At 65.3% G+C, this 26,126-nt stretch carries 24 protein-coding genes; 12 read left to right on the forward strand and 12 right to left on the reverse strand.

What is annotated here, in order from left to right; translation table 11 throughout:
- Window positions 1-35 precede the first annotated feature (35 nt).
- The 5 genes from G5S42_RS26880 to recG all read right to left on the reverse strand — a co-directional run bounded on the left by G5S42_RS26880 (window position 36) and on the right by recG (window position 6,180).
- A complete protein-coding gene (locus G5S42_RS26880; protein WP_018431894.1) occupies window positions 36-533 on the reverse strand; it encodes a Dps family protein in 498 nt (165 codons plus the stop codon).
- Window positions 534-689: 156 nt separating this feature from the next.
- Entirely contained in the window at window positions 690-854 is a 165-nt protein-coding gene (locus G5S42_RS26885) for a hypothetical protein (RefSeq protein WP_176109516.1), read from the reverse strand.
- A 95-nt stretch (window positions 855-949) separates the two neighbouring features.
- Entirely contained in the window at window positions 950-2,404 is a 1,455-nt protein-coding gene (locus G5S42_RS26890; protein ID WP_176109517.1) for a catalase, read from the reverse strand.
- A 411-nt stretch (window positions 2,405-2,815) separates the two neighbouring features.
- On the reverse strand, window positions 2,816-3,775 hold the full coding sequence (locus G5S42_RS26895) for a LysR substrate-binding domain-containing protein (protein WP_176109518.1): 960 nt from the start codon (window positions 3,773-3,775) through the stop codon (window positions 2,816-2,818).
- Window positions 3,776-3,879: 104 nt separating this feature from the next.
- A complete protein-coding gene (recG, locus tag G5S42_RS26900; RefSeq protein WP_176109519.1) occupies window positions 3,880-6,180 on the reverse strand; it encodes an ATP-dependent DNA helicase RecG in 2,301 nt (766 codons plus the stop codon).
- Between the two features lie 189 nt (window positions 6,181-6,369).
- Between recG and queA the strand changes: the two genes are divergently transcribed.
- The 5 genes from queA to secF all read left to right on the forward strand — a co-directional run bounded on the left by queA (window position 6,370) and on the right by secF (window position 12,449).
- Window positions 6,370-7,428: a tRNA preQ1(34) S-adenosylmethionine ribosyltransferase-isomerase QueA gene (queA, locus tag G5S42_RS26905; protein ID WP_176109520.1), complete on the forward strand. Its 1,059-nt coding sequence runs from the start codon at window positions 6,370-6,372 to the stop codon at window positions 7,426-7,428.
- 114 nt (window positions 7,429-7,542) lie between these two features.
- Window positions 7,543-8,733: a tRNA guanosine(34) transglycosylase Tgt gene (tgt, locus tag G5S42_RS26910; protein ID WP_176109521.1), complete on the forward strand. Its 1,191-nt coding sequence runs from the start codon at window positions 7,543-7,545 to the stop codon at window positions 8,731-8,733.
- A 210-nt stretch (window positions 8,734-8,943) separates the two neighbouring features.
- Complete coding sequence (yajC, locus tag G5S42_RS26915) at window positions 8,944-9,273, forward strand: preprotein translocase subunit YajC (RefSeq protein WP_176109522.1); 330 nt, start codon at window positions 8,944-8,946, stop codon at window positions 9,271-9,273.
- Between the two features lie 116 nt (window positions 9,274-9,389).
- Window positions 9,390-11,480 carry a protein translocase subunit SecD gene (gene secD, locus G5S42_RS26920; RefSeq protein WP_176109523.1) on the forward strand — a complete coding sequence of 697 codons (2,091 nt, stop codon included), beginning with the start codon at window positions 9,390-9,392 and terminating at the stop codon, window positions 11,478-11,480.
- 18 nt (window positions 11,481-11,498) lie between these two features.
- Window positions 11,499-12,449, forward strand: a complete 951-nt coding sequence (gene secF, locus G5S42_RS26925) for a protein translocase subunit SecF (protein WP_176109524.1) — start codon at window positions 11,499-11,501, stop codon at window positions 12,447-12,449.
- Window positions 12,450-12,548: 99 nt separating this feature from the next.
- On the opposite strand, the gene G5S42_RS26930 is transcribed toward secF, so the two are convergent.
- From G5S42_RS26930 to G5S42_RS26945, 4 genes are all read right to left on the reverse strand, one after another.
- Entirely contained in the window at window positions 12,549-13,826 is a 1,278-nt protein-coding gene (locus G5S42_RS26930) for an MFS transporter (RefSeq protein WP_176109525.1), read from the reverse strand.
- A 277-nt stretch (window positions 13,827-14,103) separates the two neighbouring features.
- On the reverse strand, window positions 14,104-14,673 hold the full coding sequence (locus G5S42_RS26935; protein WP_176109526.1) for a YceI family protein: 570 nt from the start codon (window positions 14,671-14,673) through the stop codon (window positions 14,104-14,106).
- 110 nt (window positions 14,674-14,783) lie between these two features.
- On the reverse strand, window positions 14,784-15,347 hold the full coding sequence (locus G5S42_RS26940; protein WP_176109527.1) for a YceI family protein: 564 nt from the start codon (window positions 15,345-15,347) through the stop codon (window positions 14,784-14,786).
- 8 nt (window positions 15,348-15,355) lie between these two features.
- Window positions 15,356-15,916, reverse strand: a complete 561-nt coding sequence (locus tag G5S42_RS26945) for a cytochrome b (RefSeq protein WP_176109528.1) — start codon at window positions 15,914-15,916, stop codon at window positions 15,356-15,358.
- A gap of 346 nt (window positions 15,917-16,262) precedes the next feature.
- Here G5S42_RS26945 and G5S42_RS26950 point away from each other — a divergent pair, with 346 nt between their 5' ends.
- From G5S42_RS26950 to G5S42_RS26980, 7 genes are all read left to right on the forward strand, one after another.
- Entirely contained in the window at window positions 16,263-17,042 is a 780-nt protein-coding gene (locus G5S42_RS26950; protein WP_176109529.1) for a paraquat-inducible protein A, read from the forward strand.
- 7 nt (window positions 17,043-17,049) lie between these two features.
- Entirely contained in the window at window positions 17,050-17,700 is a 651-nt protein-coding gene (locus tag G5S42_RS26955; protein WP_176109530.1) for a paraquat-inducible protein A, read from the forward strand.
- On the forward strand, window positions 17,693-19,354 hold the full coding sequence (locus G5S42_RS26960; protein WP_176109531.1) for a PqiB family protein: 1,662 nt from the start codon (window positions 17,693-17,695) through the stop codon (window positions 19,352-19,354). The genes G5S42_RS26955 and G5S42_RS26960 overlap by 8 nt, the downstream gene beginning before the upstream one ends.
- The gene (locus G5S42_RS26965) at window positions 19,351-20,100 is read left to right on the forward strand and encodes a PqiC family protein (protein WP_176109532.1); all 750 of its coding nucleotides are present in this window, start codon (window positions 19,351-19,353) and stop codon (window positions 20,098-20,100) included. Before G5S42_RS26960 ends, G5S42_RS26965 begins: the two co-directional genes overlap by 4 nt.
- A gap of 188 nt (window positions 20,101-20,288) precedes the next feature.
- Entirely contained in the window at window positions 20,289-21,575 is a 1,287-nt protein-coding gene (locus G5S42_RS26970) for a THUMP domain-containing class I SAM-dependent RNA methyltransferase (RefSeq protein ID WP_176109533.1), read from the forward strand.
- 221 nt (window positions 21,576-21,796) lie between these two features.
- Window positions 21,797-22,180 carry a VOC family protein gene (locus G5S42_RS26975; RefSeq protein ID WP_018431914.1) on the forward strand — a complete coding sequence of 128 codons (384 nt, stop codon included), beginning with the start codon at window positions 21,797-21,799 and terminating at the stop codon, window positions 22,178-22,180.
- A gap of 38 nt (window positions 22,181-22,218) precedes the next feature.
- Window positions 22,219-22,962, forward strand: coding sequence for a helix-turn-helix transcriptional regulator (locus G5S42_RS26980; protein WP_176109534.1), 744 nt, complete (start codon window positions 22,219-22,221; stop codon window positions 22,960-22,962).
- Between the two features lie 52 nt (window positions 22,963-23,014).
- Here the strand turns inward: G5S42_RS26980 and G5S42_RS26985 are convergent, their stop codons facing one another.
- From G5S42_RS26985 to G5S42_RS26995, 3 genes are read right to left on the reverse strand one after another with little or no spacing between them, the layout of a single operon-like run.
- Window positions 23,015-24,466, reverse strand: coding sequence for an NAD(P)(+) transhydrogenase (Re/Si-specific) subunit beta (locus G5S42_RS26985; RefSeq protein ID WP_176109535.1), 1,452 nt, complete (start codon window positions 24,464-24,466; stop codon window positions 23,015-23,017).
- A complete protein-coding gene (locus G5S42_RS26990; protein WP_176109536.1) occupies window positions 24,467-24,805 on the reverse strand; it encodes an NAD(P) transhydrogenase subunit alpha part 2 in 339 nt (112 codons plus the stop codon).
- An 11-nt stretch (window positions 24,806-24,816) separates the two neighbouring features.
- Complete coding sequence (locus G5S42_RS26995; protein WP_176109537.1) at window positions 24,817-25,959, reverse strand: Re/Si-specific NAD(P)(+) transhydrogenase subunit alpha; 1,143 nt, start codon at window positions 25,957-25,959, stop codon at window positions 24,817-24,819.
- Window positions 25,960-26,126: the final 167 nt, after the last annotated feature.

Here is a 26,126-nt window from a genome sequence, read left to right on the forward strand (position 1 = left end):
TTCGTACGTGACTTGGCCGGCTTAGCCGCGCCAAATCACGCGAGCAGCGAGCGCAGCATCCACGCGGTCTTTTCGTGCGTCTGCATGCGTTGCGTGAGCAGGTCGGCGGTCGGCTCGTCGTTGGCGGCTTCCGTCGCCGGGAAGATCGCGCGCGCGGTGCGCACCACCGCTTCCTGGCCTTCGACCAGTTGGCGGATCATGTCTTCCGCGGCCGGCACGCCGTCCGCTTCGGGGATCGACGACAGCTTCGCGAAATCCTTGTAGGTGCCCGGCGCATGCACGCCCAATGCGCGGATGCGTTCGGCGATCGAGTCGACCGCGAGCGCCAGTTCGTTGTACTGCGTTTCGAACATCAGGTGCAGCGTGTTGAACATCGGACCCGTGACGTTCCAGTGGAAGTTGTGGGTCTTCAGGTACAGCGTGTAGGTGTCGGCGAGCAAACGCGACAACCCTTCGGCGATCTTCTTGCGATCCTTGTCGCTGATCCCGATGTTGACGTGCTGTACGGCTGCTGCGGCTTCTTTCTTGGCCATGATGACTCCTTCGAAGAGTGATACGAACCGGTCGGCAGATGAGGGTCTGCGGAAACACGAATAAAACTGTTCGACAGTGTAGCGTGAAATGCCGCAAGCTTCGCTCAAGACGTGCTCCGGAGGCCTTGCTGCGCCGCCATCCCGGCGCTACTGCGCTTAGCCGCCCAGCGCGTGCTGCAACGCCTGCGCGGCGATTACCGCAAAGCCGCTCGCGACGATCGCAACGCCCATCGCCTTGCGCAGCATCAACACCTGCCGTTGCACCTGCATGCTCGGCATGGCGGTCGAACCGCCGATGCTTGCCATCATCATCTGAATCATGATCGTACTCCCGGTTCGTCTCGTGACGGCCGCAGCAACGCGCTGCGCCGTCGATTACTGTGCTACTGCCTTGCCATGCGCCGCGTACTGGACGCCTAGCGGTTTCTGCCTTCCTGCAACGCGGCGAGCGCCGAGATCACACCTTCCGCGTAAGCCGGATCGGCGCGGCGGAAATGCTCGATCTGACGCGCGATGATGTCCGGCGGCACACCGTCGATATGTCGCGCGATATTGCCGAACAGACGCTGACGCTGCGCGTCGTCGAACAGCGCGAACAGCATGCGCGGCTGCGTGTAGTAGTCGTCGTCCTCGCGATGCTCGTAACGCGCGACCGCGCCAGCCGCGAGCGGTGGCTCCGATGCGTTCGCGTCCTGCGCGAAGTCGCTGAAGCGATTCGGCTCGTAATTCACGTTGCCGCCGAGATTGCCGTCGGTGCGCATCGCGCCGTCGCGATGGAACGAATGCGGGTTTGGCACGCGCGGCGCATTCACCGGAATCTGATGATGATTGATGCCGAGCCGGTAACGCTGCGTATCGCCGTACGAGAACAGACGCCCCTGCAACAGACGGTCCGGCGAAAAGCCGATGCCCGGTATCACGTTGGCCGGCGTGAACGCCGCCTGCTCGACGTCCGCGAAATAGTTCGCCGCGTTGCGGTTCAGCTCGATCGTGCCGACGTCGATCAACGGATAGTCCTTCTGCGACCACACCTTCGTGATGTCGAACGGGTTGAAGCGGTAGTTCGCCGCATCCGCTTCGGGCATCACCTGAATCGCGAAGCGCCACTTCGGGAAGTTGCCCGCGTCGATGCTGTTCACCAGATCGCGCTGCGCGCTTTCGCGGTCATTGGCGACCACCTGCGCGGCTTCGGCGTCGGTGAAGTTCTCGATGCCCTGCTGCGACTTGAAGTGGAACTTGACCCAGAAACGCTCATTGTTGGCGTTGATGAACGAGTACGTGTGCGAGCCGAAGCCGTGCATCTGCCGGTAGTTCTTCGGAATCCCTCGATCGCTCATCAGAATCGTCACCTGATGCAGCGACTCTGGATGACGCGACCAGAAATCCCACGCCGCGACGTTGTTACGCAGGTTCGTGTACGGATCACGCTTCTGCGTATGAATGAAGTCCGGAAACTTCAGCGGATCGCGGATGAAGAACACCGGTGTGTTGTTGCCGACCACGTCCCAGTTGCCTTCTTCGGTGTAGAACTTGATCGAGAAGCCGCGCACGTCGCGCTCGGCATCGGCCGCGCCACGCTCGCCGGCCACCGTCGAAAAGCGCATGAAAAGCGGTGTTTCCTTGCCGACCTGCGCGAACACCTTCGCCTTCGTGTAGCGCGAGATGTCGTGCGTGACCGTCAGCGTGCCGAACGCCCCCGAACCCTTCGCGTGAACGCGACGCTCGGGAATCACTTCCCGATCGAAGTGCGCGAGCTTCTCGAGCAGCCAGACATCCTGCAGCACCACCGGGCCGCGCCGGCCGGCGATCATCGAGTTCTGGTTATCGGCGACGGGCGCGCCGGCGGCATTGGTGAGCTTACGTTCGGACATGAGCACTCCTGCGTGGTTTTATTGGATCAGAGGAAATCGCGCGGCATCCGTGCGGGACGGACGCCGTCATGGCTAGGCGCGTCAGGCGGCCAGCACCCGGTCGACCAGCAACGACATCGCGACCGCGCGGATACTCGGCGCGGCGGCCGTCATGGTCGGTTGGGCGGGAAAAGCGTGGATGGGCTGTGAAACTGCTTGCATGATGTTTTCCTCCTGGCTTGTCTGACGCCCCGACTGGGGAGTCGGAGGCTGAGCCTTATCGAATCAGGGGATCGGGCGATCCATGGAGGAAACTATAGCAATAGCTATCGAGTATTCGTATTTGATTAATTTAATCTATTCGATAGGGCTCGCGCCCTTTTTGGCGGCAGGCCGCGCCGTGATCCGGCGCGGCTGCGGGATGACCGCGCGTTAGTTGACGGCAGCGGGCAGATCGAGTTTTTTGACGCCCGGCAGCTCGCACGCGGCGATTGCCTCGCAGATCGCATCGATCGCTGGCATGCGCGTGAAGCTCTTGCGCCACGCCAGCACGACGCGGCGATCGGGCACCGGCTCGTCGAACGCGACGTAGCTGAGCAGGCCCGCGTCGATACCGCCCGCATGCGGCTTGACCTCGTGCACCGACATGCGCGGCAGCACGGTAATGCCGACGCCGCTCGCGACCATATGACGAATCGTTTCGAGCGACGAACCTTCGAAGGTCTTCTGGATGCCGTCCGCATTCTGCGAAAAGCGCATCAGCTCGGGGCATACGCCGAGCACATGATCGCGGAAGCAGTGGCCGCTGCCGAGCAGCAGCATGGTTTCCTGCTTCAGATCGTCAGGGTCGATCTTCGAGCGGCTTTCCCACGCGTGACCGGAGGGCAGCGCAACGACGAACGGCTCGTCGTACAGCGGGCGCAGCATCAGCCCGGTTTCGGGAAATGGCAGCGCCATGATCGCGACGTCGATTTCGCCCTGCTTGAGCAGTTCGATCAGCTTCAGCGTGTAATTTTCCTGCAGCATCAGCGGCATCTGCGGCACGCGCTGGATCATCTGCTTGACGAGGGTGGGCAGCAGGTACGGCCCGATCGTGTAGATCACGCCGAGGCGCAGCGGACCGACCAGCGGATCCTTGCCCTGCTTGGCGATTTCCTTGATCGCGAGCGTCTGCTCGAGCACGCGTTGCGCCTGCGTGACGATCTGTTCGCCGATCGGCGTGACGCTGACCTCGCTGGTGCCGCGCTCGAAAATCTGCACGTTCAGCTCGTCTTCGAGCTTCTTGATGGCGACGGACAGCGTGGGCTGGCTGACGAAACACGCTTCGGCGGCCCGGCCGAAGTGCCGCTCGCGGGCCACCGCCACGATGTATTTCAATTCGGTGAGCGTCATTCGGGGATCAATCAGTGCGATAGATTCGATAGGTTCTAGTTATACACCTATAGGGTCGGTTCGCCAACCTTTTAGCCGTTCCGTTCGTGGCGGTGGCCTCGCGCTCAGGCTTTCAGATATTGCTCGCGCGCGCCGAGCCAGCGCGCCAGATGCTGGATGACTACGTCCGGATACTGGTCCAGCAGTGTGGCGGCGGCTTCGCGCGCGGGCTCGATCAGGTGCTGATCGTTTTGCAGGTCGGCGAAACGCAGCATCGCCGCGCCCGACTGCCGCGCGCCGAGGAACTCGCCGGGTCCGCGGATTTCGAGGTCGCGGCGGGCGATCTCGAAGCCGTCGGTGGTTTCGCGCATCGTTTGCAGGCGCGCGCGGGCGGTCATCGACAGCGGTCCGGTGTACAGCAGTACGCAGACCGACGCGGCGCTGCCGCGCCCCACCCGTCCGCGCAGCTGATGCAGTTGCGCGAGACCGAAGCGCTCCGCGTGCTCGATCACCATCAACGACGCGTTCGGCACGTCGACGCCCACCTCGATCACCGTGGTCGCGACCAGCAGCTGGATCTCGTTGCGCGAGAACGCGTCCATCACCGTGGCCTTTTCGGCGGGCGCGAGGCGCCCGTGCACGAGGCCGACCCTCAACTCGGGCAGCGCGGCCACGAGCGTCTCGTAGGTCTCGACCGCGGTTTGCAGCTGCAGCGTCTCGCTTTCCTCGATCAGCGGACACACCCAGTACACCTGGCGCCCCGTCAGCGCCGCCTCGCGCACGCGGCCGATCACCTCTTCGCGGCGCGCGTCGGACACGAGCTTCGTGAGGATCGGGGTGCGGCCCGGCGGCAGTTCGTCGATCGTGGAGACGTCGAGGTCCGCGTAGTAGGTCATCGCGAGCGTGCGCGGAATCGGCGTCGCGGACATCATCAATTGATGCGGCTGGAAGTCGGACGCGCCGTCGGCGGCGCCCCGCGCCTTCGCGCGCAGCGCGAGCCGTTGCGCGACTCCGAAGCGATGCTGTTCGTCGACGATCACGAGCCCGAGGCGCGCGAAGTCGACCGCGTCCTGGATGATCGCGTGCGTGCCGATCACCAGCTGCGCGGTGCCGAGCGCGGCCGCTTCGATCGCGGCGCGCTTCTCCTTCGTCTTCAGACTGCCCGCGAGCCACGCGACATTCACGCCGAGCGGCTCGAGCCAGCCGCGCAACTTGCGCGCGTGCTGCTCGGCGAGGATTTCGGTCGGCGCCATCAGCGCGGCCTGGTAGCCGGCGTCGATCGCCTGCGCGGCGGCGAGCGCCGCGACGATCGTCTTGCCACTGCCGACGTCGCCCTGCAACAGGCGCTGCATCGGATGCGGCTGCGTCAGATCGAGCGCGATCTCGCCGCCGACGCGCTGCTGCGCGGCCGTCAGCGAAAACGGCAGCGCCTTCAACAGACGCGCGACCAGCGCGGATTCGTCACCGAGCTTGCGGCGCGGCATCGCCGGCGCGGCGCGGTTGCGCCGCTCGTCGTGCGCGCGCTTGAGCGACATCTGCTGCGCGAGCAGCTCCTCGAACTTGATGCGCACCCACGCTGGATGCGTGCCGTCGATCAGCGCCGTTTCGTCCGACTGCGCGTCCGGGTGATGCAGCGTGCGCACCGCGTCCATCAGCGCCGGCACGCCGAGCGGGTCGAGAAACGCGCGTGCGACCGGCGCGGGCAGCAGCTCCGGCAGCGACGTGCGCGCGAGCGCGTTGTCGATCGCCTTGCGCAGATACGCCTGGGACACGCCCGCGGTGCTCGGATAGACCGGCGTCAGCGCCTGCGGCAGCGGCGTGTCTTCATCGACGACGCGCACGGTCGGATGCACCATCTCCATGCCGAAGAAGCCGCCGCGCACGTCGCCACGCACGCGCAGGCGCGCGCCGAGCGCCATCTGCTTGACCTGCGAGCCGTAGAAATTCAGAAAGCGGAGCACCAGTTCGTCGCCGTCGGCGTCGCGCAGCTTCACGAGCAGCTGCCGGCGCGGGCGATAGGCGATCTCGTTGTCGAATACGACGCCTTCGGTTTGCGCGATGCCGCCGGGCAGCAGGTGACCGATCGGCGTCAGCGAGGTTTCGTCTTCGTAGCGCATCGGCAAATGCAGCACGAGGTCGATGTCGCGTGTGAGGCCGAGTTTGGCGAGCTTGTCGGCGGTTTTGACGGGGGCTTTGGCTGCAGGTTTGGCGGCCGCTTTCCCCGTGGCTCTGGTTTTGGCGGCGGGCTTGTCGCCGCTGGCCGGGTCGCTGTCGCGCCCGGCATCATGGCCTGCGGCGATCATGCCGCCTTGCGCGCCACCTTCTGCCGCCTCCCGTTCCCCCGCCTCCGCTCGCGCACCGCGGCGGCGCGGCTCGGCGCCCGCTTCGAGGGTGGCAACGGACGATCGGCGGTCGGACAAAGGCATGGGCTGCTTCGCAAGTACAATATCGGCTGCTGTCGAAAAAAACGTGCCGCTCTGCGCGCATCCAGCGTGGGCAAGATGCGGCTCAACGCGCACGCGGGCCGCTTCGGCGTCCCGCCATCATAGCCGCCCGGCTCCGGCTTCGGCTCAATTCAGTCCCAAATCAGTACCAATCCGCTTCCAGTCGTTCGCATGTTTACGCTTTCCGATTTCGATTTCGATCTGCCGCCCGAGCTGATCGCGCAAGTCGCGCTGCCCGAGCGCAGCGCAAGCCGTCTGCTCGACGTGGACGCCGCGGGCGCCGCCGACGGCGCCGCGCGCCTGATCGACCGCCGCTTCACCGAATTGCCCGAGTGCCTCGCGCCGGGCGATCTGCTGGTCTTCAACGATACCAAAGTGCTGAAGGCGCGCTTCTTCGGCCAGAAGGCGAGCGGCGGCAAGATTGAAGTGCTGGTCGAGCGCCTGACCGGCGAGCGCAGCGCGCTTGCGCAGATCCGCGCGAGCAAGAGCCCGCTGGCGGGCACGACGATCCGTCTCGCCGATGCGTTCGACGTCACCGTCGGCGAGCGCGTCGATCAGTTCTACACGCTGCATTTCCCCGACGACTGCCTGACGCTGATCGAGCAATACGGCCGTCTGCCGCTGCCGCCGTACATCGAGCACGATCCCGACGCGACCGACGAAACCCGCTATCAGACCGTATTCGCGCAGAACCCGGGCGCGGTCGCCGCGCCGACCGCCGGCCTGCACTTCGACGACGCGCTGCTCGCGAGGCTCGACGCCTTCGGCATCGAACGCGCGACGCTGACGCTGCACGTCGGCGCTGGCACATTCCAGCCGGTGCGGGTCGAAAACATCGCCGAGCACAAGATGCACAGCGAGTGGTATCACCTGCCGCAAGAGCTGGCGGACAGGATCGCTGCGACCAAAGCGCGCGGCAACCGCGTGATCGCGGTCGGCACCACGTCGATGCGCGCGCTCGAAGCCGCCGCGCGCGACGCCGAAGCGGCCGGCCATGCGCTCGCCGCGGCGAGCGCGGAAACCGACATCTTCATCACGCCGGGCTACCGCTTCCGCGTGGTCGATCGGCTCGTCACGAACTTCCATTTGCCGAAGTCGACGCTGCTGATGCTGGTGTCGGCGTTCGCGGGCGTCGAGACGATTCGCGCCGCGTATCGTCATGCGATCGACGAGCGTTATCGCTTTTTCAGCTACGGTGACGCGATGCTGCTGACGCGGCGCGATGCCTGAGCCGGTTCGAGCACTGCTTCAGCGTATTGGCAGTTTTCCTAGCCGCCGCGATCCTTCGTGGCGGTTTTCATTGATTGCGCCGGACTGTTCTCCGGTAGCACAGGAGTGATCCCCATGACCCTTGGTCATCCCTCGCAGCATCCTGCCCACGAGCGTCCGGAGAATGGCCTCAAATTCGAACTGCTCGGCACCGACGGCCTCGCGCGCCGCGGCCGCGTCACGCTCAACCACGGCGTGGTCGAGACGCCGATCTTCATGCCGGTCGGCACCTACGGCACGGTGAAGGCAGTCCAGCCGCGCGAGCTCGACGAAATGCACGCGCAGATCATCCTCGGCAATACGTTTCATCTGTGGCTGCGCCCCGGCCTCGAAACGATCGAGGCGCACGGCGGCCTGCACGGCTTCATGGGCTGGAAGAAGCCGATCCTGACCGACTCGGGCGGCTTCCAGGTGTTCTCGCTCGGCGATCTGCGCAAGATCACCGAGGACGGCGTCACGTTCGCGTCGCCGATCAACGGCGACCGGCTGTTCCTGTCGCCGGAAGTGTCGATGCAAATCCAGAAGGTGCTGAACTCGGACATCGTGATGCAGTTCGACGAATGCACGCCGTACGCGACCAACAACATCCCGACCTCGCACAAGGAAGCCGCTGAATCGATGCGCATGTCGATGCGCTGGGCGCAGCGCTCGATCGACGAATTCCAGCGCCTCGGCAATCCGAATGCGCTGTTCGGCATCGTGCAGGGCGGCATGTTCGAGGACTTGCGCGACGAGTCGCTCGCCGGTCTCGCCGAGAAGAACTTCCACGGCCTCGCGATCGGCGGTCTGTCGGTCGGCGAGCCGAAGGAAGACATGATGAGGGTCCTGAACCATATCGGCCCCAAGCTGCCGGCCAACAAGCCGCACTACCTGATGGGCGTCGGCACGCCGGAAGACCTGGTGGCCGGCGTCGCGGCCGGCGTCGATATGTTCGACTGCGTGATGCCGACGCGCAACGCGCGCAACGGCTGGCTGTTCACGCGCTTCGGCGACATCAAGATCCGCAACGCGACGCACAGGAACTCGCTGCGCCCGCTCGACGAGCAATGCGGCTGCTACACCTGCCGCAACTTCACGCGCGGCTATCTGCACCACCTGCATCGCGTCGGCGAAATCCTCGGCGCGCAGCTGAACACGATCCACAACCTGCACTACTACCTCGAACTGATGCAGGAAATGCGCGATGCGATCGAGGCGAATCTGTTCGACGCGTTCCGCAAGCGCTTCCACGAAGACCGGGCGCGCGGCGTCGAACCGTCGTCCTGACGGCCCGGTAGGCGAATGCCACTGAAGACTGCCTATGCCGCACGCGGACAACCTACAATTTGCTTTCGCTGACCGCTGAATTTGCCCCGCATCGGACCTTTAAACGGTTGATCGCAAAGCCGATTCGCCGTGCCGGCGTGCGTATGGCCGGTGGTAGAATAATCGGCTGATTTTTTGTTCGTTTGTTTGACCAATAACGGAGAGACCAACGTGTCGTTCATTTCCAATGCCTTCGCCCAAGGCGCTGCAGCAGGTGGTGTCGAATCAAACCTGATGAGCTTCCTGCCGCTGATCCTGATGTTCGGCGTGCTGTACTTCATCATGATTCGCCCGCAAATGAAGCGTCAGAAGGAACATCGCAACATGCTCGCAGCGATGGCCAAGGGCGATGAAGTCGTGACGAACGGCGGCATCGTCGGCAAGGTGACGAAGGTGGGCGAAGCCTACGTCGGCATCGAAATCTCGGAAGGCACGGAAATCACCGTGCAGAAGGCGTCGGTCACGACAATTCTCCCGAAGGGCACGATCAAGTCGCTGTAAGGCCTGCACTCCTCGCGTCCGGCGCGGCCTCGCCGGCGGTTCAGGCACTTCGCTGAACGGCCCGCGCTCATCGCCGGACGCATCGCATCCAAGCCAACCTTCCCGTTGGACCACTCATGAATCGCTACCCCCTCTGGAAATACGCCGTGATGCTGGTGGCTCTGGTCATCGGCCTCGTGTACACGCTGCCCAATCTGTACGGCGAAGCGCCGGCGGTGCAGGTGTCGAGCGGCAAGGCCACGGTCAGGCTCGACGCCACCACGCTGGCGTCGGTCGAAGCCGCGCTCGCGGGCAATCAGATCAAGCCGACCGCAGTCACGTTCGACAACTCGCAGACCAACGCGAACATCCGCGTGCGCCTGACGGACACGGACACGCAGTTGCGCGTCAAAGACCTGCTGCAGAAGTCGCTCAATAGCGATCCGAACGATCCGCAATACATCGTCGCACTGAACCTGCAAAGCGCATCGCCGACCTGGATGACCGCCCTGCGCGCACTGCCGATGTATCTCGGTCTGGACCTGCGCGGCGGCGTGCACTTCCTGCTGCAGGTCGACATGGCCGGCGCACTGAACAAGAAGCTCGATTCTGACGCCTCGGACGTGCGCACGCTGCTGCGCGACAACAACGTCCGCGACGGCGGCGTGAATCGCGTGAACCAGTCGGTGGTTGTGAATCTGGCCGATCAGGCCACGGCGGACGCGGCACTCAAGCTGCTCGGCCGCGGCGTCAGCGAACTCCAATGGACCTCGCAGCCGAACACCGGCGCGGACGGCGGCGTGCAGCTGGTCGGTACCTTCACGCCGGCCGTGCAGCGCGCGGTGCAGGACGCTGCGCTCAAGCAGAACATCACGACGCTGCATAACCGCGTGAACGAACTCGGCGTGGCCGAGCCGGTGATCCAGCAGCAGGGCGCGGACCGTATCGTCGTCGAGCTGCCGGGCGTGCAGGACACCGCGAAGGCGAAGGACATCATCGGCCGCACGGCGACGCTCGAAGCGCGCCTCGCCGACCCGGTCAACACGCATCCGAACCCGAACGACCCGGTGCCCCCGGGCGACGAACTCTTCACGCAAGGCAACCAGGCACCGGTGCTGCTGCGCAAGCAGGTGATCTTCACCGGCGACCGCATCATCGACGCATCGGCGGGCTTCGACGAGCATCAGCGCCCGTCGGTCAACATCCGTCTCGACTCGGCCGGCGGCCGCGCGGTGCGCGCGGTGTCGCGCGACAACATCGGCAAGCCGATGGCGATGGTGCTGTTCGAGCGCGGCAAGGGCGAAGTGCTGACGGTCGCGACCATCCAGTCGGAACTGGGCGACCGCTTCCAGATCACCGGCCAGCCGACCCCGCAAGCGGCCGCCGACCTCGCGCTGTTGCTGCGCGCCGGTTCGCTCGCCGCGCCGATGGAAATCATCGAGGAACGCACGATCGGCCCGAGCCTCGGCGCCGACAACATCAAGAAGGGCTTCCACTCGGTCGTGTGGGGCTTCGCGGCGATCGCCGTGTTCATGATCGCGTACTACATGCTGTTCGGCGTGATCTCGATGATCGGCCTGTCCGTGAACCTGCTGTTGCTGGTGGCGGTGCTGTCGATGCTGCAGGCCACGCTCACGCTGCCGGGTATCGCCGCTATCGCGCTCGCGCTCGGTATGGCGATCGACGCGAACGTGCTGATCAACGAGCGCGTGCGTGAAGAACTGCGCCACGGCGCGCCGCCGCAACTGGCCATCCAGAACGGCTACGCGCACGCATGGGCGACGATTCTCGACTCGAACGTCACCACGCTGATCGCCGGCCTCGCGCTGCTCGCGTTCGGCTCGGGTCCGGTGCGCGGTTTCGCGATCGTCCACTGTATCGGCATTCTGACGTCGATGTTCTCGGCGGTGTTCTTCTCGCGCGGTCTCGTCAACTTCTGGTACGGCGGCAAGAAGAAGCTGAAGTCGCTGTCGATCGGCCAGGTGTGGCGTCCGCAAGCGGCAGTCGCCGGCTCGGCTGCTTACGCCGGCGGCCTCGGCAGCAGCGACGCCGCGACCGACACCGCGCAGGCCATCGCCACGGCGAAGGCGAGCGCGAAGGCAAGCTCGAAGGCACCGGCCGCAGCCGGCGCGCAGGGTCGCACGAAGCCGACCGTGCGCCGCCGCAATGCGCCGGGCACGCCGACGTCGAATGGCTCGACGCCGCAGAAACCGGGTTCATCCCGCTGAGTCCCGGAGAACAAGACCATGGAATTTTTCCGTTTCCGCAAAGACATCCCGTTCATGCAGCGCGCGTTGATCTTCAACGCGATCTCGCTGATCACTTTCCTCGCCGCGGTGTTCTTCCTCGTGCATCGCGGGCTGCATCTGTCGGTGGAATTCACCGGCGGTACGGTGATCGAGGTTCAGTATCCGGGCGCGGTGCCGCTCGACCCGGTGCGTGCCACGCTCGGCAAGCTCGGCTATGCCGACGCGCAGGTGCAGAACTTCGGCACCGCGCGCGACGTGCTGATCCGTCTGCCGCTGAAGCCGGGCCTCACGTCCGCGCAGCAGAGCGAGCAGGTGATGAGCGCGCTGAAGGCCGATACGCCCGAGGTGCAGTTGCAGCGCGTCGAGTTCGTCGGTCCGCAGGTCGGCAAGGAACTCGCTACCGACGGTCTGCTCGCGCTCGCGTGCGTGGTGGTCGGTATCGTCATCTATCTATCGTTCCGCTTCGAATGGAAGTATGCGGTCGCCGGCGTGATCGCGAACTTGCACGACGTCGTGATCATTCTCGGCTTCTTCGCGTTCTTCCAGTGGGAGTTCTCGCTGTCGGTGCTGGCCGCGGTGCTCGCGGTGCTCGGCTATTCGGTCAACGAGTCGGTGGTTATCTTCGACCGGATTCGCGAAACCTTCCGCCGCGAACGCAAGATGAGCGTGATCGAAGTGATCAACCACGCAATCACCAGCACGATGTCGCGTACCATCATCACGCACGGCTGCACGCAGATGATGGTGCTTTCGATGTTCCTGTTCGGCGGGCCGACGCTGCACTTCTTCGCGCTCGCGCTGACGGTCGGTATTCTGTTCGGTATCTACTCGTCGGTATTCGTCGCCGCGGCGCTCGCGATGTGGTTCGGCGTCAAGCGCGAAGACCTGATCAAGGAAAAGAAAGAAAGCCACAATCCGGACGATCCGAACGCTGGCGCGCAGGTTTGATGCACACGTAGTTGCTGAGGATTGCGCGAATAAAAAAGGCCGGTTCTGTCGAATCGGCCTTTTGCGTTTACGCCGTGCGCGGTCGCCACCGCCTCGAACTTAGCGAAACCCCAGCTTGCGCCGCGCGCCAATCAGCGCCGCGATGCTCAGCAGCGCGGCAAACATCATGTAGTAGCTCGGCGCCGCCTTCGAGCCGGTCACGCTGATCAGCCACGCGATGATGAACGGCCCGAAGCCGCCGAAAATCGTCACCGCGATGTTATACGCGAGCGACATGCCGGTCGTGCGCGTCTGCACCGGGAAGATCTCCGACAATAGGCCCGGCGTCGCGCCGAAGTAGCCGCTGACGAGAAAGCCGAACACGATCTGCCACACGATCAGCGTGCCGAAACTCGGATGCGCGATCAGGAACGCGAACGCCGGATAGACGAGCACGAACAGCAGCACGGCCGCGCCGAGCATGATGCGCGTGCGTCCATGCAGATCCGACCAATGCCCGGCCACCGGCGAGAACACCATCTGGATCAGACCCGTCACTGCGATCGCCGCGAACGCGACCGACGGCGCGAGCCCCAGTTGCCGCACGCCATAAGTCGGCATGAACAGCATCAGATAGGAGGACACCGTCCCGAGGATCACCACGCCCATCGCGATCACGAGCCGCAGCTTCTGCGTCGCGAACGTGTCGCGCAGCGGCGTCTGTGTCGTTTCGGCGGCGAGGAATTCGGGCGTCTCGTCGAGCCTGGTGCGGATGTAGAACGCGACCGGCCCGATCAGCAGACCGAAGAAGAACGGCACGCGCCAGCCCCACGACGTCATCTGCTCCGGCGACAACCCGCCCGTCAGCAACGCGCCGAAGCCGGCCGCAAGCAGCGTCGTCAGGCCCTGGCTCGCCATCTGCCAGCTCGCGTAGAAGCCGCGCCGCCCCGGCACGTGCTCGGCGAGAAACGCGGTTGCGCTGCCGAACTCGCCGCCGGCCGAGAAACCTTGCATCAGCCGCGCGAGCACGAGGATCAGCGGCGCGGCGAGACCGATGCTCTGATAGGTCGGCAGAATCGCGATGATCAGCGTGCCGCTCATCATCAGCAGGATGGAAAGCGTGAGCGCCGCCTTGCGCCCGGCGCGGTCCGAGTACGCGCCGATCACGATCGCGCCAAGCGGTCGCATGAAGAACGACACGCCGAAGGTGCCGAGCGTCAGCAGCAGCGACACGGTGTCGTTGCCGGCCGGAAAAAACAGCTTGGAGATGGTCACGGCGAAAAAGCCGTAGACCACGAGGTCGAACCATTCGAGCGCGTTGCCGATCGAGGCGGCCGCCACCGCGCGCCACGAATTCTGCCGGCTTCCCGCGACGCTTGCTGCTGTCGTTGCATTCATCCAGATCTCCTGTGCTGCGCGAAATATTTATTCGAAGCAACGCGTGACGTCCGCGTTGGCCATCCCGGCAACGCGCACCACCGGCATGACTGCGTGCGCTCTATTTAACTGAAAAAATAAAGGTGAAGCGAGCGACAAATGCACGATGCGGGTGGATGCAGTCCGATACGCGCCACGCAGGGCCGCGCCGTTCGCTACGGGCGATAAAAAACCGCTTCGTCGGAGAACGACCGAAGCGGTTTTCGTGTTGCGGTGCAGCGCGAAGATGCCGTCGCGCTTACTGCTGCTTGATGCCTTCCGACTGGATATGCAGGCGCGTCTGCATGCTGAAGCCGTACTTCGCGCCGAAGTCCATGCCGTAATCGGCGCGATTGAATTCGGTGCTCGCCTCGACGCCGCACACTTCGCGCTTGAGCACCGGATGCTGCATGCACTTGAACGAATCGACCTTCAGATTCACCGGCTTCGTGATGCCGCGAATCGTCAGATTGCCGATCACCTCGACCGGCTTATCGCCGTCGAACTTGATCTCGGTGCCCTTGTAGGTCACGGTCGGATACTTGGCGACGTCGAAGAACTCGTCGGATTTCAGGTGCTCGTCGAGTTTCGGGTTGCCGGTCTGCACCGAAGCGGGATCGACGCTCACGTCGAGAGTGCCGGTCCTGGCCGCGCGATCGAGCGTCACCGAGCCCGTGGTCTTCGTGAATTTGCCGCGCCAGATCGACAGACCGCCGAAGTGGTCGGCCTCGAAGCTCGGAAACGTATGCATCGGATCAAGCATATAGGTATCGGCGGCGAAGGCGCCGAGCGACAGCGACGAAGCCAGCGCGCCAACAGCGATCAACATGGACGTTTTCAATTCGTGCTCCTGTTTTGCGTTGAAAATCGCGGTGCAACCTGCGGTGGGAAAACGGCCGCGCCCCACTGGCGCGGCGCACATCGCGAACGCCGCGCGCGTTACTTGTGCGCGGCGACGATATGAAACTTGATTACGACCTCGTCGGCGACGACCGACGTGTCCTTCCATTCGCCGGTGCCGACGTCGAACTGCGAGCGCTTGATCGGCAGCGCGCCGTCGAAGGTCTGCGTCGCGCCCTGCTGGCTCACCGTGACCGGCATCATGACCGTCTGCGACTTGCCCTTGATGGTCAGCTTGCCGGTCACCTTGAACTGATTGCCGCCAGCCGGCGCGATCTCGCTCGAGACGAACGTCGCGCGCGGAAAAGTCTTCGCGTCGAACCATTCCTTGCCCCGCACCTGCTCGTTGTAGCTCTCGTCGCCGAGATCGAAGCTGGCGACGTCGATGTCGATCTGCGCGCTGCCGGCCGTCGGCTTCGCCGGATCGAAGCTGACCTGCGCGGTGAACTTGTTGAACTTGCCTTCGACCGGCACGTTCATCTGTTTCGAGGTGGCCGTCACCGAGCTCTTCGCGACGTCGACCTGCGCGAGCGCCGCGCCCGCGGCGCTCAGCGACGCCGCCGCGAATGCGGCGAGCATGTAGCGATAAAACGAAACCTTCATGGTTGTCCTTATTTGAGGAAGGGGATCATGCGCGACAGCAGGCCGTCGCGATCGAGCCATTGATGCTTGAGCGCCGCCGCGACGTGCAGCGCGACCAGCACGAGCAACGTGTAATTCAATGCGATATGGAGGTTCTTCAGCAGTTCCTTCAGGTGCGGATCGGGCGCGATGATTCGCGGCAGCGGGATCAGCCCGAGGTAGACGACCGGCACGTTCGCCGCCGAGCTGTACAGATAGCCGGACACCGGAATCACGATCATCAGCGCGTACAGCAGCAGATGCGTCAGATGCGCGGCAGCGCGCTGCCAGGCCGGCATGCGGCGCGGCATCGGCGGTCCGGCATGGGTCGCGCGCCACAGGATGCGCACGATCGCGAGCGCGAACACGGTCACGCCGATCCATTTGTGCCACGAGAAATAGCGCAGCTTGGTGGGTGTGAAGCCCGGGATGTCGGTCATCACCCAGCCGAGCGCAAAGCCGCAGACGATCAGCAATGCGATCAGCCAGTGAAACGCGATGGCGGTCCGCGTGTACGACTCCCGGGTACCGAACGATGGATTGAGTGTCATGACAGATCAACGCAGGCTGTTAGAAGTTAACGGCGCACCGCGGCCGGCTATTCCGCGATCCCTGCCGTGCACCGGCACGGCGCGCGCCGCCGATGCGGCCGGCATCATCGCCAGAAAAGGCCGCTGGGGATGCCACGGGCGCCATGCTACCCCAAGCGCGCAAAGCTGGCTGCAGCGCATCGGCGGAACGGGCCCGAATTTTGCAGCGCAGCACGCCGGAGCGCGCCGCGCGCGCTTCGCGTCGGTCGCGAGGCCGCGTTTGGTACTATTGCTGCTCACTGCCGCCCCTTCCCTCGTAAAGAGCAGGCCTTGCACGCCGCCACTACGTCGTTAGCCCATCTGCCGCATGGAACATGAGAACCTGATCGCGTGCCACGAATGCGATACGCTGTTCCGCAAGCCACAGCTTGTCGGGCGCGTCGCCGCGCGTTGTCCGCGCTGCCGCGCGACGCTCTTTCGCGGCGTATCGCGCAAGCTCGACGCGATCTGCGCACTGACGCTCGCCGCGCTGATCACGTTCGTGATCGCGCAGGGCTTTCCGATCGTCGAACTCGAAACCAACGGCATCACGTCTCAGATTACGCTGTTCGGCGCGCTCGTCGCGCTGTGGGGCGAGGACATGGAGATCGTCGCCGTGATGGTGTTCTGCTCGACGATCCTCTTTCCGCTCACCGAACTCGTCGCGCTGCTGTACGTGCTGGTGCCGCTGCGCTCCGGCTACGTGCCCCCGCATTTCAATCGCGTGCTGCGCGCGATCCAGTTCGTGCGGCCGTGGGGAATGATCGAAGTGTTCATGCTCGGCGTGCTGATCACGATCGTGAAGATGGTCAGTCTCGCGCGCGTGATCCCCGAGGCGGCGCTGTTCGCGTTCGGCGCGCTGACGCTGATGTTCGCGGTCGTCGTCACGTTCGATCCGCGTGTGCTGTGGGATGTCGCCGACGAGATCGACGCGGGCGGCGATCGGCCGTTGCCGCGCACGCCGGCCGACAGCGCGGCACTCGCGCTCGGCTCGCTCGCCGGTCCGCCGGCGCCGTCCACGCGCGTCGCCGGCTCGACGGGTGGCAGCGCTGACGGTGCCGCCGGCAGCGCTCCGCCCGGCTTGCCGCCCGCGCCCCGCGAAGGATGAGCCCCCGATGAAATACGTCACCGCGAAACGCGCGGGCCTCGTGTCCTGTCACGCGTGCGGGCGCGTCGAACCGCGCATCCGCTCGATCACGCCGCAGCACTGCAGCCGCTGTGGCGCGCATCTGCACTCGCGCAACCCCGACAGTCTGATGCGCACGTGGGCGCTGCTGATCGCCGCAGCGCTGCTGTATATTCCGGCGAATCTGCTGCCGGTGATGCACACGTCATCGCTGCTCGGCTCCGAGGACGACACCATCATGAGCGGCGTCGTCTATTTCTGGACCTCGGGCGACTGGCCGCTCGCGGTGATCGTGTTCATCGCCAGCATCATGGTGCCGATGCTGAAGCTCTCGGTGCTCGTGCTGCTGACCATCACCGCGCAGCGCCGCTCGCGCTGGCGTCCGCAACAGCGCACGACGCTGTACCGGATGGTCGAGCGCATCGGCCGCTGGTCGATGCTCGACGTGTTCGTCGTCACGCTGACCGTGGCGCTCGTGCGTTTCAAATCGCTGGCCGTGATCACGGCCGAGCCCGGCGCGATTGCGTTCGGCTCGGTCGTGATCCTGACGATGCTCGCCTCCATGCAATTCGATCCACGCCTTATCTGGGACCCCGTGGAAAGCAGTACCCCAACACCTCAGGATCTCGACCATGACTAGCCCGCAAGGACCGACGCCCGCTCCAGGTGACGCGCCGCGCAACGATTCGAACGGACCAACACTGCCGCCCCAACTGCCCGACCCCGACATCGAACCACGCAGCCGCTGGCTGCCATCGCTCGTCTGGGTGATTCCGCTGATCGCCGCGCTGATCGGCATTGCGCTCGTGATCAGGTCGGTGACCGAGCGCGGGCCCGTGATCACGATTAGCTTCATCAGCGCGGAAGGGCTCGAGCCGGGCAAGACCCAGGTCAAGTACAAGGACGTCGCGATCGGTTCAGTGAAGACCATCACGCTGGCACCGGATCTGTCGCACGTGCTCGTGCAGGTGCAGCTCACCAAGGAAGGCGGCAAGTTCGCGGTCAAGGACTCGCGTTTCTGGGTGGTGCGTCCGCGCGTCGGCGCGAGCGGCGTATCGGGCCTGACCACGCTGCTGTCGGGCGCATATATCGGCGCCGACGCGGGCCGCTCGAGCGACAGCGAGAGCGACTTCGTCGGCCTCGAAACGCCGCCGCCCATCACCGGCGACCAGAAAGGCCGTCAGTACACGCTGCACGGCGAGTCGCTCGGGTCTATCGACATCGGCTCGCCGATCTTCTACCGGCGCGTTCAGGTCGGCCAGGTGGTCGGCTTCTCGCTCGACAAGAGCGGCACCGGCGTGACGATGCAGGTGTTCGTGTCGGCGCCGTTCGACCAGTACGTCGGCACCAACACGCGCTGGTGGCATGCCAGCGGCGTCGATCTGCGGCTCGATTCGAGCGGCTTCAAGCTGAACACGCAGTCGCTCGCGACGGTGATCGTCGGCGGTCTGTCGTTCCAGTCACCGACCGGCCAGAACATGGGCCCGCAGGCGCCGAACAACCAGACGTTCCGCCTCGCTTCGGACGAAGCGGACGCGATGCGGGAACCGGACGGCGTCCCGTTGCGTGTCGTGATGAACTTCAACCAGTCGCTGCGCGGGCTGTCGATCGGCGCGCCGGTCGACTTCCGCGGCATCGTGCTCGGCCAGGTGACCAATATCGGCATCGACTACGATCCGAAGACGCAGAGCTTCACGATGCCGGTCACGATGAACCTGTACCCGGACCGACTCGGCAAGCGCTTCCGCGAGAGCGCGCCGCAGCCGGGCACGCTCGCCGGCGAGAACATGCTGCAGGAGCTCGTCAAGCACGGCCTGCGCGGCCAGTTGCGCACCGGCAACCTGATCACGAGCCAGCTATATGTGGCGCTCGATATCTTCCCGAAAGCGGCGCCGGCCAAGGTCGACGTGACGAAGGACCCGCTCGAGCTGCCGACCATTCCGAACACGCTCGACGAATTGCAGCTGCAGGTCGCCGACATCGCGAAGAAACTCGACAAGGTGCCGTTCGACCAGATCGGCGCGAACCTGAACACCGCGCTGAAGAACGCCGATCAGCTGTTCTCGCGTCTCGACAAGGAAGTCGTGCCGCAGGCGCGCGACACGCTGAGCGCCGCGAAGCAGACCTTCAGTTCGGCCCAGGCAACCTTGCAGCAGGATTCGCCGATGCAGTCCGACGTTCATCAGGCGTTGCAGGAACTGACGCGCACCTTGCAGTCGCTGAATGCGCTGTCGGATTACCTCGAGCGTCATCCCGAATCGTTGTTGCGCGGTAAATCAGGAGACAAACCATGATGTTTGCCCGGCTCCCCCGTCCGCGGCGCGCGCTCGTGCGCGGTGCCGTCCGCGGCGTCGTGTATGGCGCCGCACTGGCCGCGGCGCTCGCGATCGCGGCGTGCTCGTCGCCGTCGAGCCGTTTCTATACGCTGGGCGGCGCGGAAAGCGCGGGCGCCGCCGCGCGCACGGGCGCCGCGCCCGCGTGGCTGATCGAAGTCGCGCCGGTCAACGTGCCGCCGCAGGTGGCGAGAAACCAGCTGGTCGTGCAGACCGGGCCGACTCAGGTGCAGCTGCTCGAACAGGAACGCTGGGCCTCGCTGCCCGGCGATGAGATCCGCCGCGCGCTGTCGACGAATCTGACGCAGCAGCTCGGCACCATCGACACGTTCGGCACCGCTCACCCCGACGACGCGGCCGTCTACCGGATCGCGATGAACGTGCAGCGCTTCGAGTCGTGGCCCGGCTCGCATGCGTTGATCGATGCGGTGTGGAGCGTGCGGGCCGTGCGCAGCAATGCGGTGATGACGTGTCGCAGCGTGGTCAGCGAGACGGTCGGAGGCGGGTACGACGCGCTCGTCGACGGACATCGGCGCGCGCTCGCGCAAGTGTCGACGCAGATCGCGACGGGCGTACGCGCGATGGCGGCAGCGGCCGCCACTACCACCAGCACGACGGGCCGGACTTCGTCTTCGTCCAGGCCGGCCGCGACGCCGGTCGTGCCGCCCTGCCCTTCGGCGGGAACGGCCGCGGAAGCCGGCGCCTGACAGGCCCGGCGGCGCAACCAGCTCAACGGCGTGCGCATGCCTGCGGGCATCGCCGGCCCAGGCGGTACGCGAGGCGAGATCACGCAACGACAAGCGACGCAAACGACGGCCCGGCGCGCCAATCGCGCCGGCCCGCCGAGCCCGACCGCGTACAATAGCGCCTTATCCAACGCCTTGCGGCAACCTCAATGTCCTTCGATTTCTTCCTTCCTTGCCCGCGCGGGCTCGAAGCTCCGCTCGCGGCCGAACTCGCCGAAATTGCCGCCAAACATCTGAACGGCGCCCCGTTCACGGCCGGCGCCCAGGTGCCGGGCGGCGTGCATTTCCGCGGCGGCTGGGCCGCCGGCATGGCGGCCAATCTGCACTCGCGTCTGGCGAGCCGCGTGCTGCTGAAAATCGCGCAGCGGCCCTATCGCGGCGAGCAGGACATCTACGCGCTCGCGCTCGAGCAGCGCTGGGAGCAGTGGTTCTCCGCGCACGAGACGCTGCGCGTCGACGTCACCGCGATCAAGTCGCCGCTACGCAGTCTCGAGTTCACCACGCTGCGCGTGAAGGACGCGATCTGCGATCGTCTGCGCGAAAAAAGCGGCGCGCGACCGAGCATCGATACCGCGATGCCCGACGTGCGCGTGTTCGCGTTCCTGACCGCGACCGACTGCACGCTGTACCTCGATACGTCCGGCGATCCGCTGTTCAAGCGCGGCTGGCGTCTCGACAAGGGCGCGGCGCCGCTGCGCGAGAACCTTGCGGCGGGCATTCTGCGTCTGACCGGCTGGCAGGCCGGCACGCCGCTCTACGATCCGATGTGCGGCAGCGGCACGTTCCTCGCGGAAGCGGCGCAGGTCGCGCTGGACATCGCGCCGGGCGTGCAGCGGCGCTTCGGCTTCGAAAAGCTCATACAGTTCGATACGCGGACCTGGCAAACGCTGCGGGGCGCCGCGCTCGAAGCGAAAAACGCGGCGCGCGGCTCGCGCGGCGCGGATCTGCAGATCTTCGGCAGCGACATCTCCGGAGACATGCTCGAAAAAGCGCGCGCGAACTTCGAGCGCGCCGGCTTGCCGGCCATTGCGCTCAAGCAGCTCGACGCGCGCGACATGACGCCGCCTACCTCGGCGCCGGGCATCCTCGTCGCGAATCCACCGTATGGCGAGCGGATCGAAGTGCGCGGCCGCAATGCGCGCGGCGAGCTTCGCGAAGGCCGCGGCAATCGCGGCGACGACGGCTTCCGCCGCATTCAGGAAGAAGCACCGGACAGCGAGTTTTTCCAGTTGCTCGGCAATGCGTTGAAGCAGCGCTTTGCCGGATGGCACGCGTTCATCCTGACGTCGGATCGCAAGCTGCCGGGGCAACTGCGGCTGCGCGAATCGACGAAGACGCCGCTCTTCAACGGCGCGCTCGAATGCCGGCTGTTCCGCTTCGACCTGATCGCCGGCAGCGTGCGGCAGCGTCCGCAGGGCGATACGCAGGCGGGTTGAAGCTGCGTCGGTCGGGCAAGTCGACATCGAAACCGCGGACCTCGTGCCGCGGTTTTTTTGCGCCATGTCACGCCGTTTCCCTTCCTTCGACGGCGCCCGCTCGAAGAGCAGGCTACCCGTTCCCCACCCTACTGCCACCACGCTGTCAGCAGCACCCCCGCACACTCCTTCTCACGCCATCCGGCGCTTGAACGGCCTACTGCCAATCGAAGGAGAGTGTCATGTCCGCATTGCCCAAAGTGGTTGCCTGGTTCGAAATCCCGTCCGTCGATTTCGATCGCGCGGTGCGCTTCTACGAAGCCGCGCTCGACGCCCCGCTGAATCGTCAGGAGATCGGCGGCCAGCCGATTGCCGTGTTCAGCTACGAGGAGCCCGCGACCGGCGGCGCGATCGTCCATAGTCCGTCGATGACGCCGGCCGCCGACGGCGTCACCGTCTACCTGAACGCGCAGCCCACCGTCGACGCCGCGCTCGAGCGCATCGAACGGGCGGGCGGCAAGACCGACGGCCCGGTGATCAAGCTGCCGCAGGACATCGGCTATATCGCGTTCTTCACCGATACCGAAGGCAACCGCCTCGGGCTGCATTCGCGCACCAACGGCTAAGCGCATCCGCAGCCACCGCGCCCCAACCGAATGCCGCCATGCGGCGCTATCATCGCGGGACCGTCCCCTTCCTCCTCTACCCGACGCCCACGATGACGCGCCGCGCCGACCGCCTGTTCCAGATCGCCGAGCTGCTGCGCGGCCGGCGACTGACCACCGCGCAGCAACTGGCCGACTGGCTGGACATCTCGCTGCGCACCGTCTATCGCGACGTGCGCGATCTGCAATTGTCGGGCGTGCCGATCGAAGGCGAAGCAGGCATCGGTTATCGGCTGTCGCGCTCGGCGAGTCTGCCGCCGCTCACCTTCACCGCCGACGAACTCGCCGCGCTAGCCGCCGGCGCGCGCATGCTCGAATCGTGGGGCGGCGCGGGCTTCGCGAGCGGCGCGCGCGGCGCGCTTGCCAAGATCGCATCGGCGATGCCCGCCGACAAGCGCGCAGCGCTCGAACGGCTCGCGATCTTCGCGCCGTCGTTTCACATCAAGGGAGATTTTTCGACGCAGCTCGACACGCTGCATCGCGCGATCGACACGCGCCAGGTGGTGCGCTTCGCGTACACCGACGCGAACGGCGCCGACACCGAGCGCCGCGTCTGGCCGCTCGCGCTCGCGTACTGGGGCGCGCGCTGGACGCTCGGCGCATGGTGCGAGCTGCGCAGTGATTTCCGCAACTTCGGGCTGGAGAAGATGCGCGATCTGACAGTGCTCGAGACGTATCCGGATCAGGAAGGCAGGCGGCTCGCGGATTTGCTGCGGCATGTGAACGCGAGGCCGAACAGATGAAAAGGATCGCGGCGATGCACCGCGATCCTGACGGCTGCTCACCACAGACGATCTAGTCGACCGCCTTCACCATATCCTCGATCACCTTCTTCGCGTCGCCGAACACCATCATCGTCTTGTCCATGTAGAACAGATCGTTGTCGAGCCCAGCGTAGCCCGCCGCCATTGAGCGCTTGTTCACGATCACGGTGCGCGCCTTGTACGCCTCGATGATCGGCATGCCCGCGATCGGCGACTTCGGATCGTTCTTCGCGGCCGGATTCACCACGTCGTTCGCCCCGAGCACCAGCACCACGTCGACCTGGCCGAACTCGCCGTTGATATCGTCCATCTCGTAGACCATGTCGTACGGCACTTCGGCTTCGGCGAGCAGCACGTTCATGTGACCCGGCATGCGGCCGGCCACCGGGTGAATCGCATACTTCACCTCGATGCCCTTCTCGACCAGCTTGTCGGTCAATTCCTTCAGCGCATGCTGCGCGCGCGCCACGGCCAGCCCGTAGCCCGGCACGATCACGACGGTTTCCGCATTGCCCATCATGAACGACGCGTCATCGGCCGAACCCGATTTCACCGGCCGCTGCTCGGCCGAGCCGCCCGCGGCCGCGCCCGGCTCGTTGCCGAAGCCGCCGAGGATCACGTTGAAGAACGAGCGGTTCATCGCGCGGCACATGATGTACGACAGGATCGCACCCGACGAGCCGACCAGCGAGCCGGCGATGATCAGCATCGGGTTGTTCAGCGAAAAACCGATGCCCGCCGCCGCCCAGCCCGAGTACGAGTTCAGCATCGACACGACCACCGGCATGTCCGCGCCGCCGATCGGAATGATGATCAGCACGCCGAGCACGAACGCGATGATCGTCATGATGATGAACGGCAGCCACGACTGCGTGAGGAAAAACAGCACACCGAAGCCGAGCATCGCGAGCGCCAGCATCAGGTTGATCAGATGCTGGCCGCCGTAGACGACCGGCGCACCCTGAAACAGCCGGAACTTGTACTTGCCCGACAGCTTGCCGAACGCGATTACCGAGCCGCTAAACGTAATCGCGCCGACGAAGGTGCCGATGAACAGCTCGATGCGGTTGCCGTACGGCAGGAAGCCCTCGATCGGCACCTCGGGATCGACGAGCCCGAACGCGGCCGGCTCCGACACGACCCCGTACGCGATGCACACGGCCGCGAGACCGATCAGCGAGTGCATCGCCGCGACCAGTTCGGGCATCTTGGTCATCTCGACGCGCGCGGCGACGAACGCGCCGATCGCGCCGCCGATCACGAGCCCGAACAGCAGCAGGCCGAGCCCGAGACCGAGATTGGAGCCGAGTACCTCGGCCTGCCGCGAGATCAGCGCGATGGTGGTCAGAATCGCGATCGCCATACCGACCATGCCGAAGGTATTGCCAGCGCGCGCGCTCTTCGGATTCGACAGCCCCTTGAGCGCCTGGATGAAGCAGACCGACGCGACCAGATACAGCAATGTGACGACGTTCAGGCTCATTTACGCACCCTCCCTGCCACCAGCCTGGTGTTTGGATTCCAGCTTCTTCGGCTCTTTTTTCTTGAACATCTCCAGCATTCGCCGCGTGACGAGAAAGCCGCCGAACACGTTGACGGCCGCGAGCGCCACCGCGATCGTGCCGAAGAACTTGCCCGCACTGCCCACCGTGAGACCCGCCGCGAGCATCGCGCCGACGATCACGATCGCCGAGATTGCATTGGTCACCGCCATCAGCGGCGTATGCAGCGCAGGCGTGACGTTCCAGACCACGTGATAGCCGACGTAGATCGCCAGCACGAAGATGATCAGGTTGATCACCGTGTGATTGAGGACTTCCATCTTCGGTCTCCCTATGCTTTGCGTGTGACCTGGCCATCGCGGGCCAGCAGCGTGGCCGCGACGATATCGTCCGCGAGATCGATGTTAAGCAGCCCTTCCTTCGTGACGATCAGCTTCAGGAAGTCGAGCAGGTTGCGCGCGTATAGCGACGATGCGTCGGCGGGAACCATCGCGGCGAGATTCGTATAGCCGACGATCTGCACGCCATAGCGCACCACCACCTGGTCCGTTTCGGTCAGCGGACAATTGCCGCCGCGCCGGCCGTCGATTTCGGGGCCGCGTCCTGCCGCGAGGTCGACGAGCACCGAGCCCGGTTTCATCGCCTGCACGGTTTCGACCGACAGCAGCGTCGGCGCGGGGCGGCCCGGAATCAGCGCGGTGGAGATCACCACGTCGGCCTGCTTCGCGCGCTCGTGGACCAAAGCCGACTGGCGCGCGAGCCACGACGGCGGCATCGGCCTCGCATAGCCGCCGACACCCTGTGCGGCCTCGCGCTCCTCGTCGGTTTCGTAGGGCACGTCGAGAAATTTCGCGCCGAGCGATTCGATCTGCTCCTTGACGGCCGGGCGCACGTCGGAAGCTTCGATCACCGCGCCGAGGCGCTTCGCGGTGGCAATCGCCTGCAGGCCGGCCACGCCCGCGCCGAGAATCAGCACGCGCGCGGCCTTCACGGTGCCGGCCGCGGTCATCAGCATCGGCATGAAGCGCGGATACAGCGTCGCCGCGAGCAGCACCGCCTTGTAGCCGGCGATATTCGCCTGCGACGACAGCACGTCGAGGCTCTGCGCGCGCGTGGTGCGCGGCGCGGCTTCGAGCGCGAACGCGGTGACGCCGGCCGCGGCGAGTTTGCCCGCGTTCTCGGCGTTGAAAGGGTCGAGCATGCCGACGAGCGTCGCGCCGCGCTTGAGCAGCGGCAGTTCGGAATCGGTGGGGGATTGGACTTTGAGGACGAGATCGGCGCCGAACGCGGTGGCGGCATCGACGATTTCCGCGCCCACTGCCGTATAGGCGTCATCGGGAAAGCTCGCGCCGGCGCCGGCGCCGCTTTGAAGCGTGACCCGGTGGCCTTGAGCCACGTATTTCTTGACCGTTTCGGGCGTCGCGGCAACGCGGGTTTCATGCGCGCGCGTTTCGGCTGGCACTCCGATGTGCATCGTTGTTCCTCCTCGACTTCCTGTTTGACGACAGATCTGCCGACGAGGCTCGCCGGCTTGCACATGCAACGGCTAACGCAGGCCCCACTTTAACCGAAACCGTCACCCCGCCAAAATCGGGGTCGATGCGAATGCGCGGCAGACCGCCAAACTGTTGCGAATCGGTC

The sequence above is a fragment of the Paraburkholderia youngii genome (assembly GCF_013366925.1).
In the GTDB taxonomy this organism is placed as follows: Bacteria; Pseudomonadota; Gammaproteobacteria; order Burkholderiales; family Burkholderiaceae; genus Paraburkholderia; species Paraburkholderia youngii.

Excerpts from the sequence above, each read along its gene's own strand:
- tgt (WP_176109521.1), top strand. The coding sequence starts at position 7,543 with ATGACCCTTGGTCATCCCTCGCAGCATCCTGCCCACGAGCGTCCGGAG.
- G5S42_RS26935 (WP_176109526.1), bottom strand. The coding sequence starts at position 14,673 with ATGTTGATCGCTGTTGGCGCGCTGGCTTCGTCGCTGTCGCTCGGCGCC.
- queA (WP_176109520.1), top strand. The coding sequence starts at position 6,370 with ATGTTTACGCTTTCCGATTTCGATTTCGATCTGCCGCCCGAGCTGATC.
- G5S42_RS26965 (WP_176109532.1), top strand. The coding sequence starts at position 19,351 with ATGATGTTTGCCCGGCTCCCCCGTCCGCGGCGCGCGCTCGTGCGCGGT.
- G5S42_RS26940 (WP_176109527.1), bottom strand. The coding sequence starts at position 15,347 with ATGAAGGTTTCGTTTTATCGCTACATGCTCGCCGCATTCGCGGCGGCG.
- G5S42_RS26895 (WP_176109518.1), bottom strand. The coding sequence starts at position 3,775 with ATGACGCTCACCGAATTGAAATACATCGTGGCGGTGGCCCGCGAGCGG.
- G5S42_RS26990 (WP_176109536.1), bottom strand. The coding sequence starts at position 24,805 with ATGGAAGTCCTCAATCACACGGTGATCAACCTGATCATCTTCGTGCTG.
- G5S42_RS26995 (WP_176109537.1), bottom strand. The coding sequence starts at position 25,959 with ATGCACATCGGAGTGCCAGCCGAAACGCGCGCGCATGAAACCCGCGTT.
- G5S42_RS26960 (WP_176109531.1), top strand. The coding sequence starts at position 17,693 with ATGACTAGCCCGCAAGGACCGACGCCCGCTCCAGGTGACGCGCCGCGC.
- G5S42_RS26980 (WP_176109534.1), top strand. The coding sequence starts at position 22,219 with ATGCGGCGCTATCATCGCGGGACCGTCCCCTTCCTCCTCTACCCGACG.
- recG (WP_176109519.1), bottom strand. The coding sequence starts at position 6,180 with ATGCCTTTGTCCGACCGCCGATCGTCCGTTGCCACCCTCGAAGCGGGC.
- G5S42_RS26975 (WP_018431914.1), top strand. The coding sequence starts at position 21,797 with ATGTCCGCATTGCCCAAAGTGGTTGCCTGGTTCGAAATCCCGTCCGTC.
- G5S42_RS26890 (WP_176109517.1), bottom strand. The coding sequence starts at position 2,404 with ATGTCCGAACGTAAGCTCACCAATGCCGCCGGCGCGCCCGTCGCCGAT.
- G5S42_RS26985 (WP_176109535.1), bottom strand. The coding sequence starts at position 24,466 with ATGAGCCTGAACGTCGTCACATTGCTGTATCTGGTCGCGTCGGTCTGC.
- G5S42_RS26885 (WP_176109516.1), bottom strand. The coding sequence starts at position 854 with ATGATTCAGATGATGATGGCAAGCATCGGCGGTTCGACCGCCATGCCG.
- G5S42_RS26950 (WP_176109529.1), top strand. The coding sequence starts at position 16,263 with ATGGAACATGAGAACCTGATCGCGTGCCACGAATGCGATACGCTGTTC.
- secD (WP_176109523.1), top strand. The coding sequence starts at position 9,390 with ATGAATCGCTACCCCCTCTGGAAATACGCCGTGATGCTGGTGGCTCTG.
- G5S42_RS26930 (WP_176109525.1), bottom strand. The coding sequence starts at position 13,826 with ATGAATGCAACGACAGCAGCAAGCGTCGCGGGAAGCCGGCAGAATTCG.
- G5S42_RS26970 (WP_176109533.1), top strand. The coding sequence starts at position 20,289 with ATGTCCTTCGATTTCTTCCTTCCTTGCCCGCGCGGGCTCGAAGCTCCG.
- G5S42_RS26880 (WP_018431894.1), bottom strand. The coding sequence starts at position 533 with ATGGCCAAGAAAGAAGCCGCAGCAGCCGTACAGCACGTCAACATCGGG.
- secF (WP_176109524.1), top strand. The coding sequence starts at position 11,499 with ATGGAATTTTTCCGTTTCCGCAAAGACATCCCGTTCATGCAGCGCGCG.
- G5S42_RS26945 (WP_176109528.1), bottom strand. The coding sequence starts at position 15,916 with ATGACACTCAATCCATCGTTCGGTACCCGGGAGTCGTACACGCGGACC.
- G5S42_RS26955 (WP_176109530.1), top strand. The coding sequence starts at position 17,050 with ATGAAATACGTCACCGCGAAACGCGCGGGCCTCGTGTCCTGTCACGCG.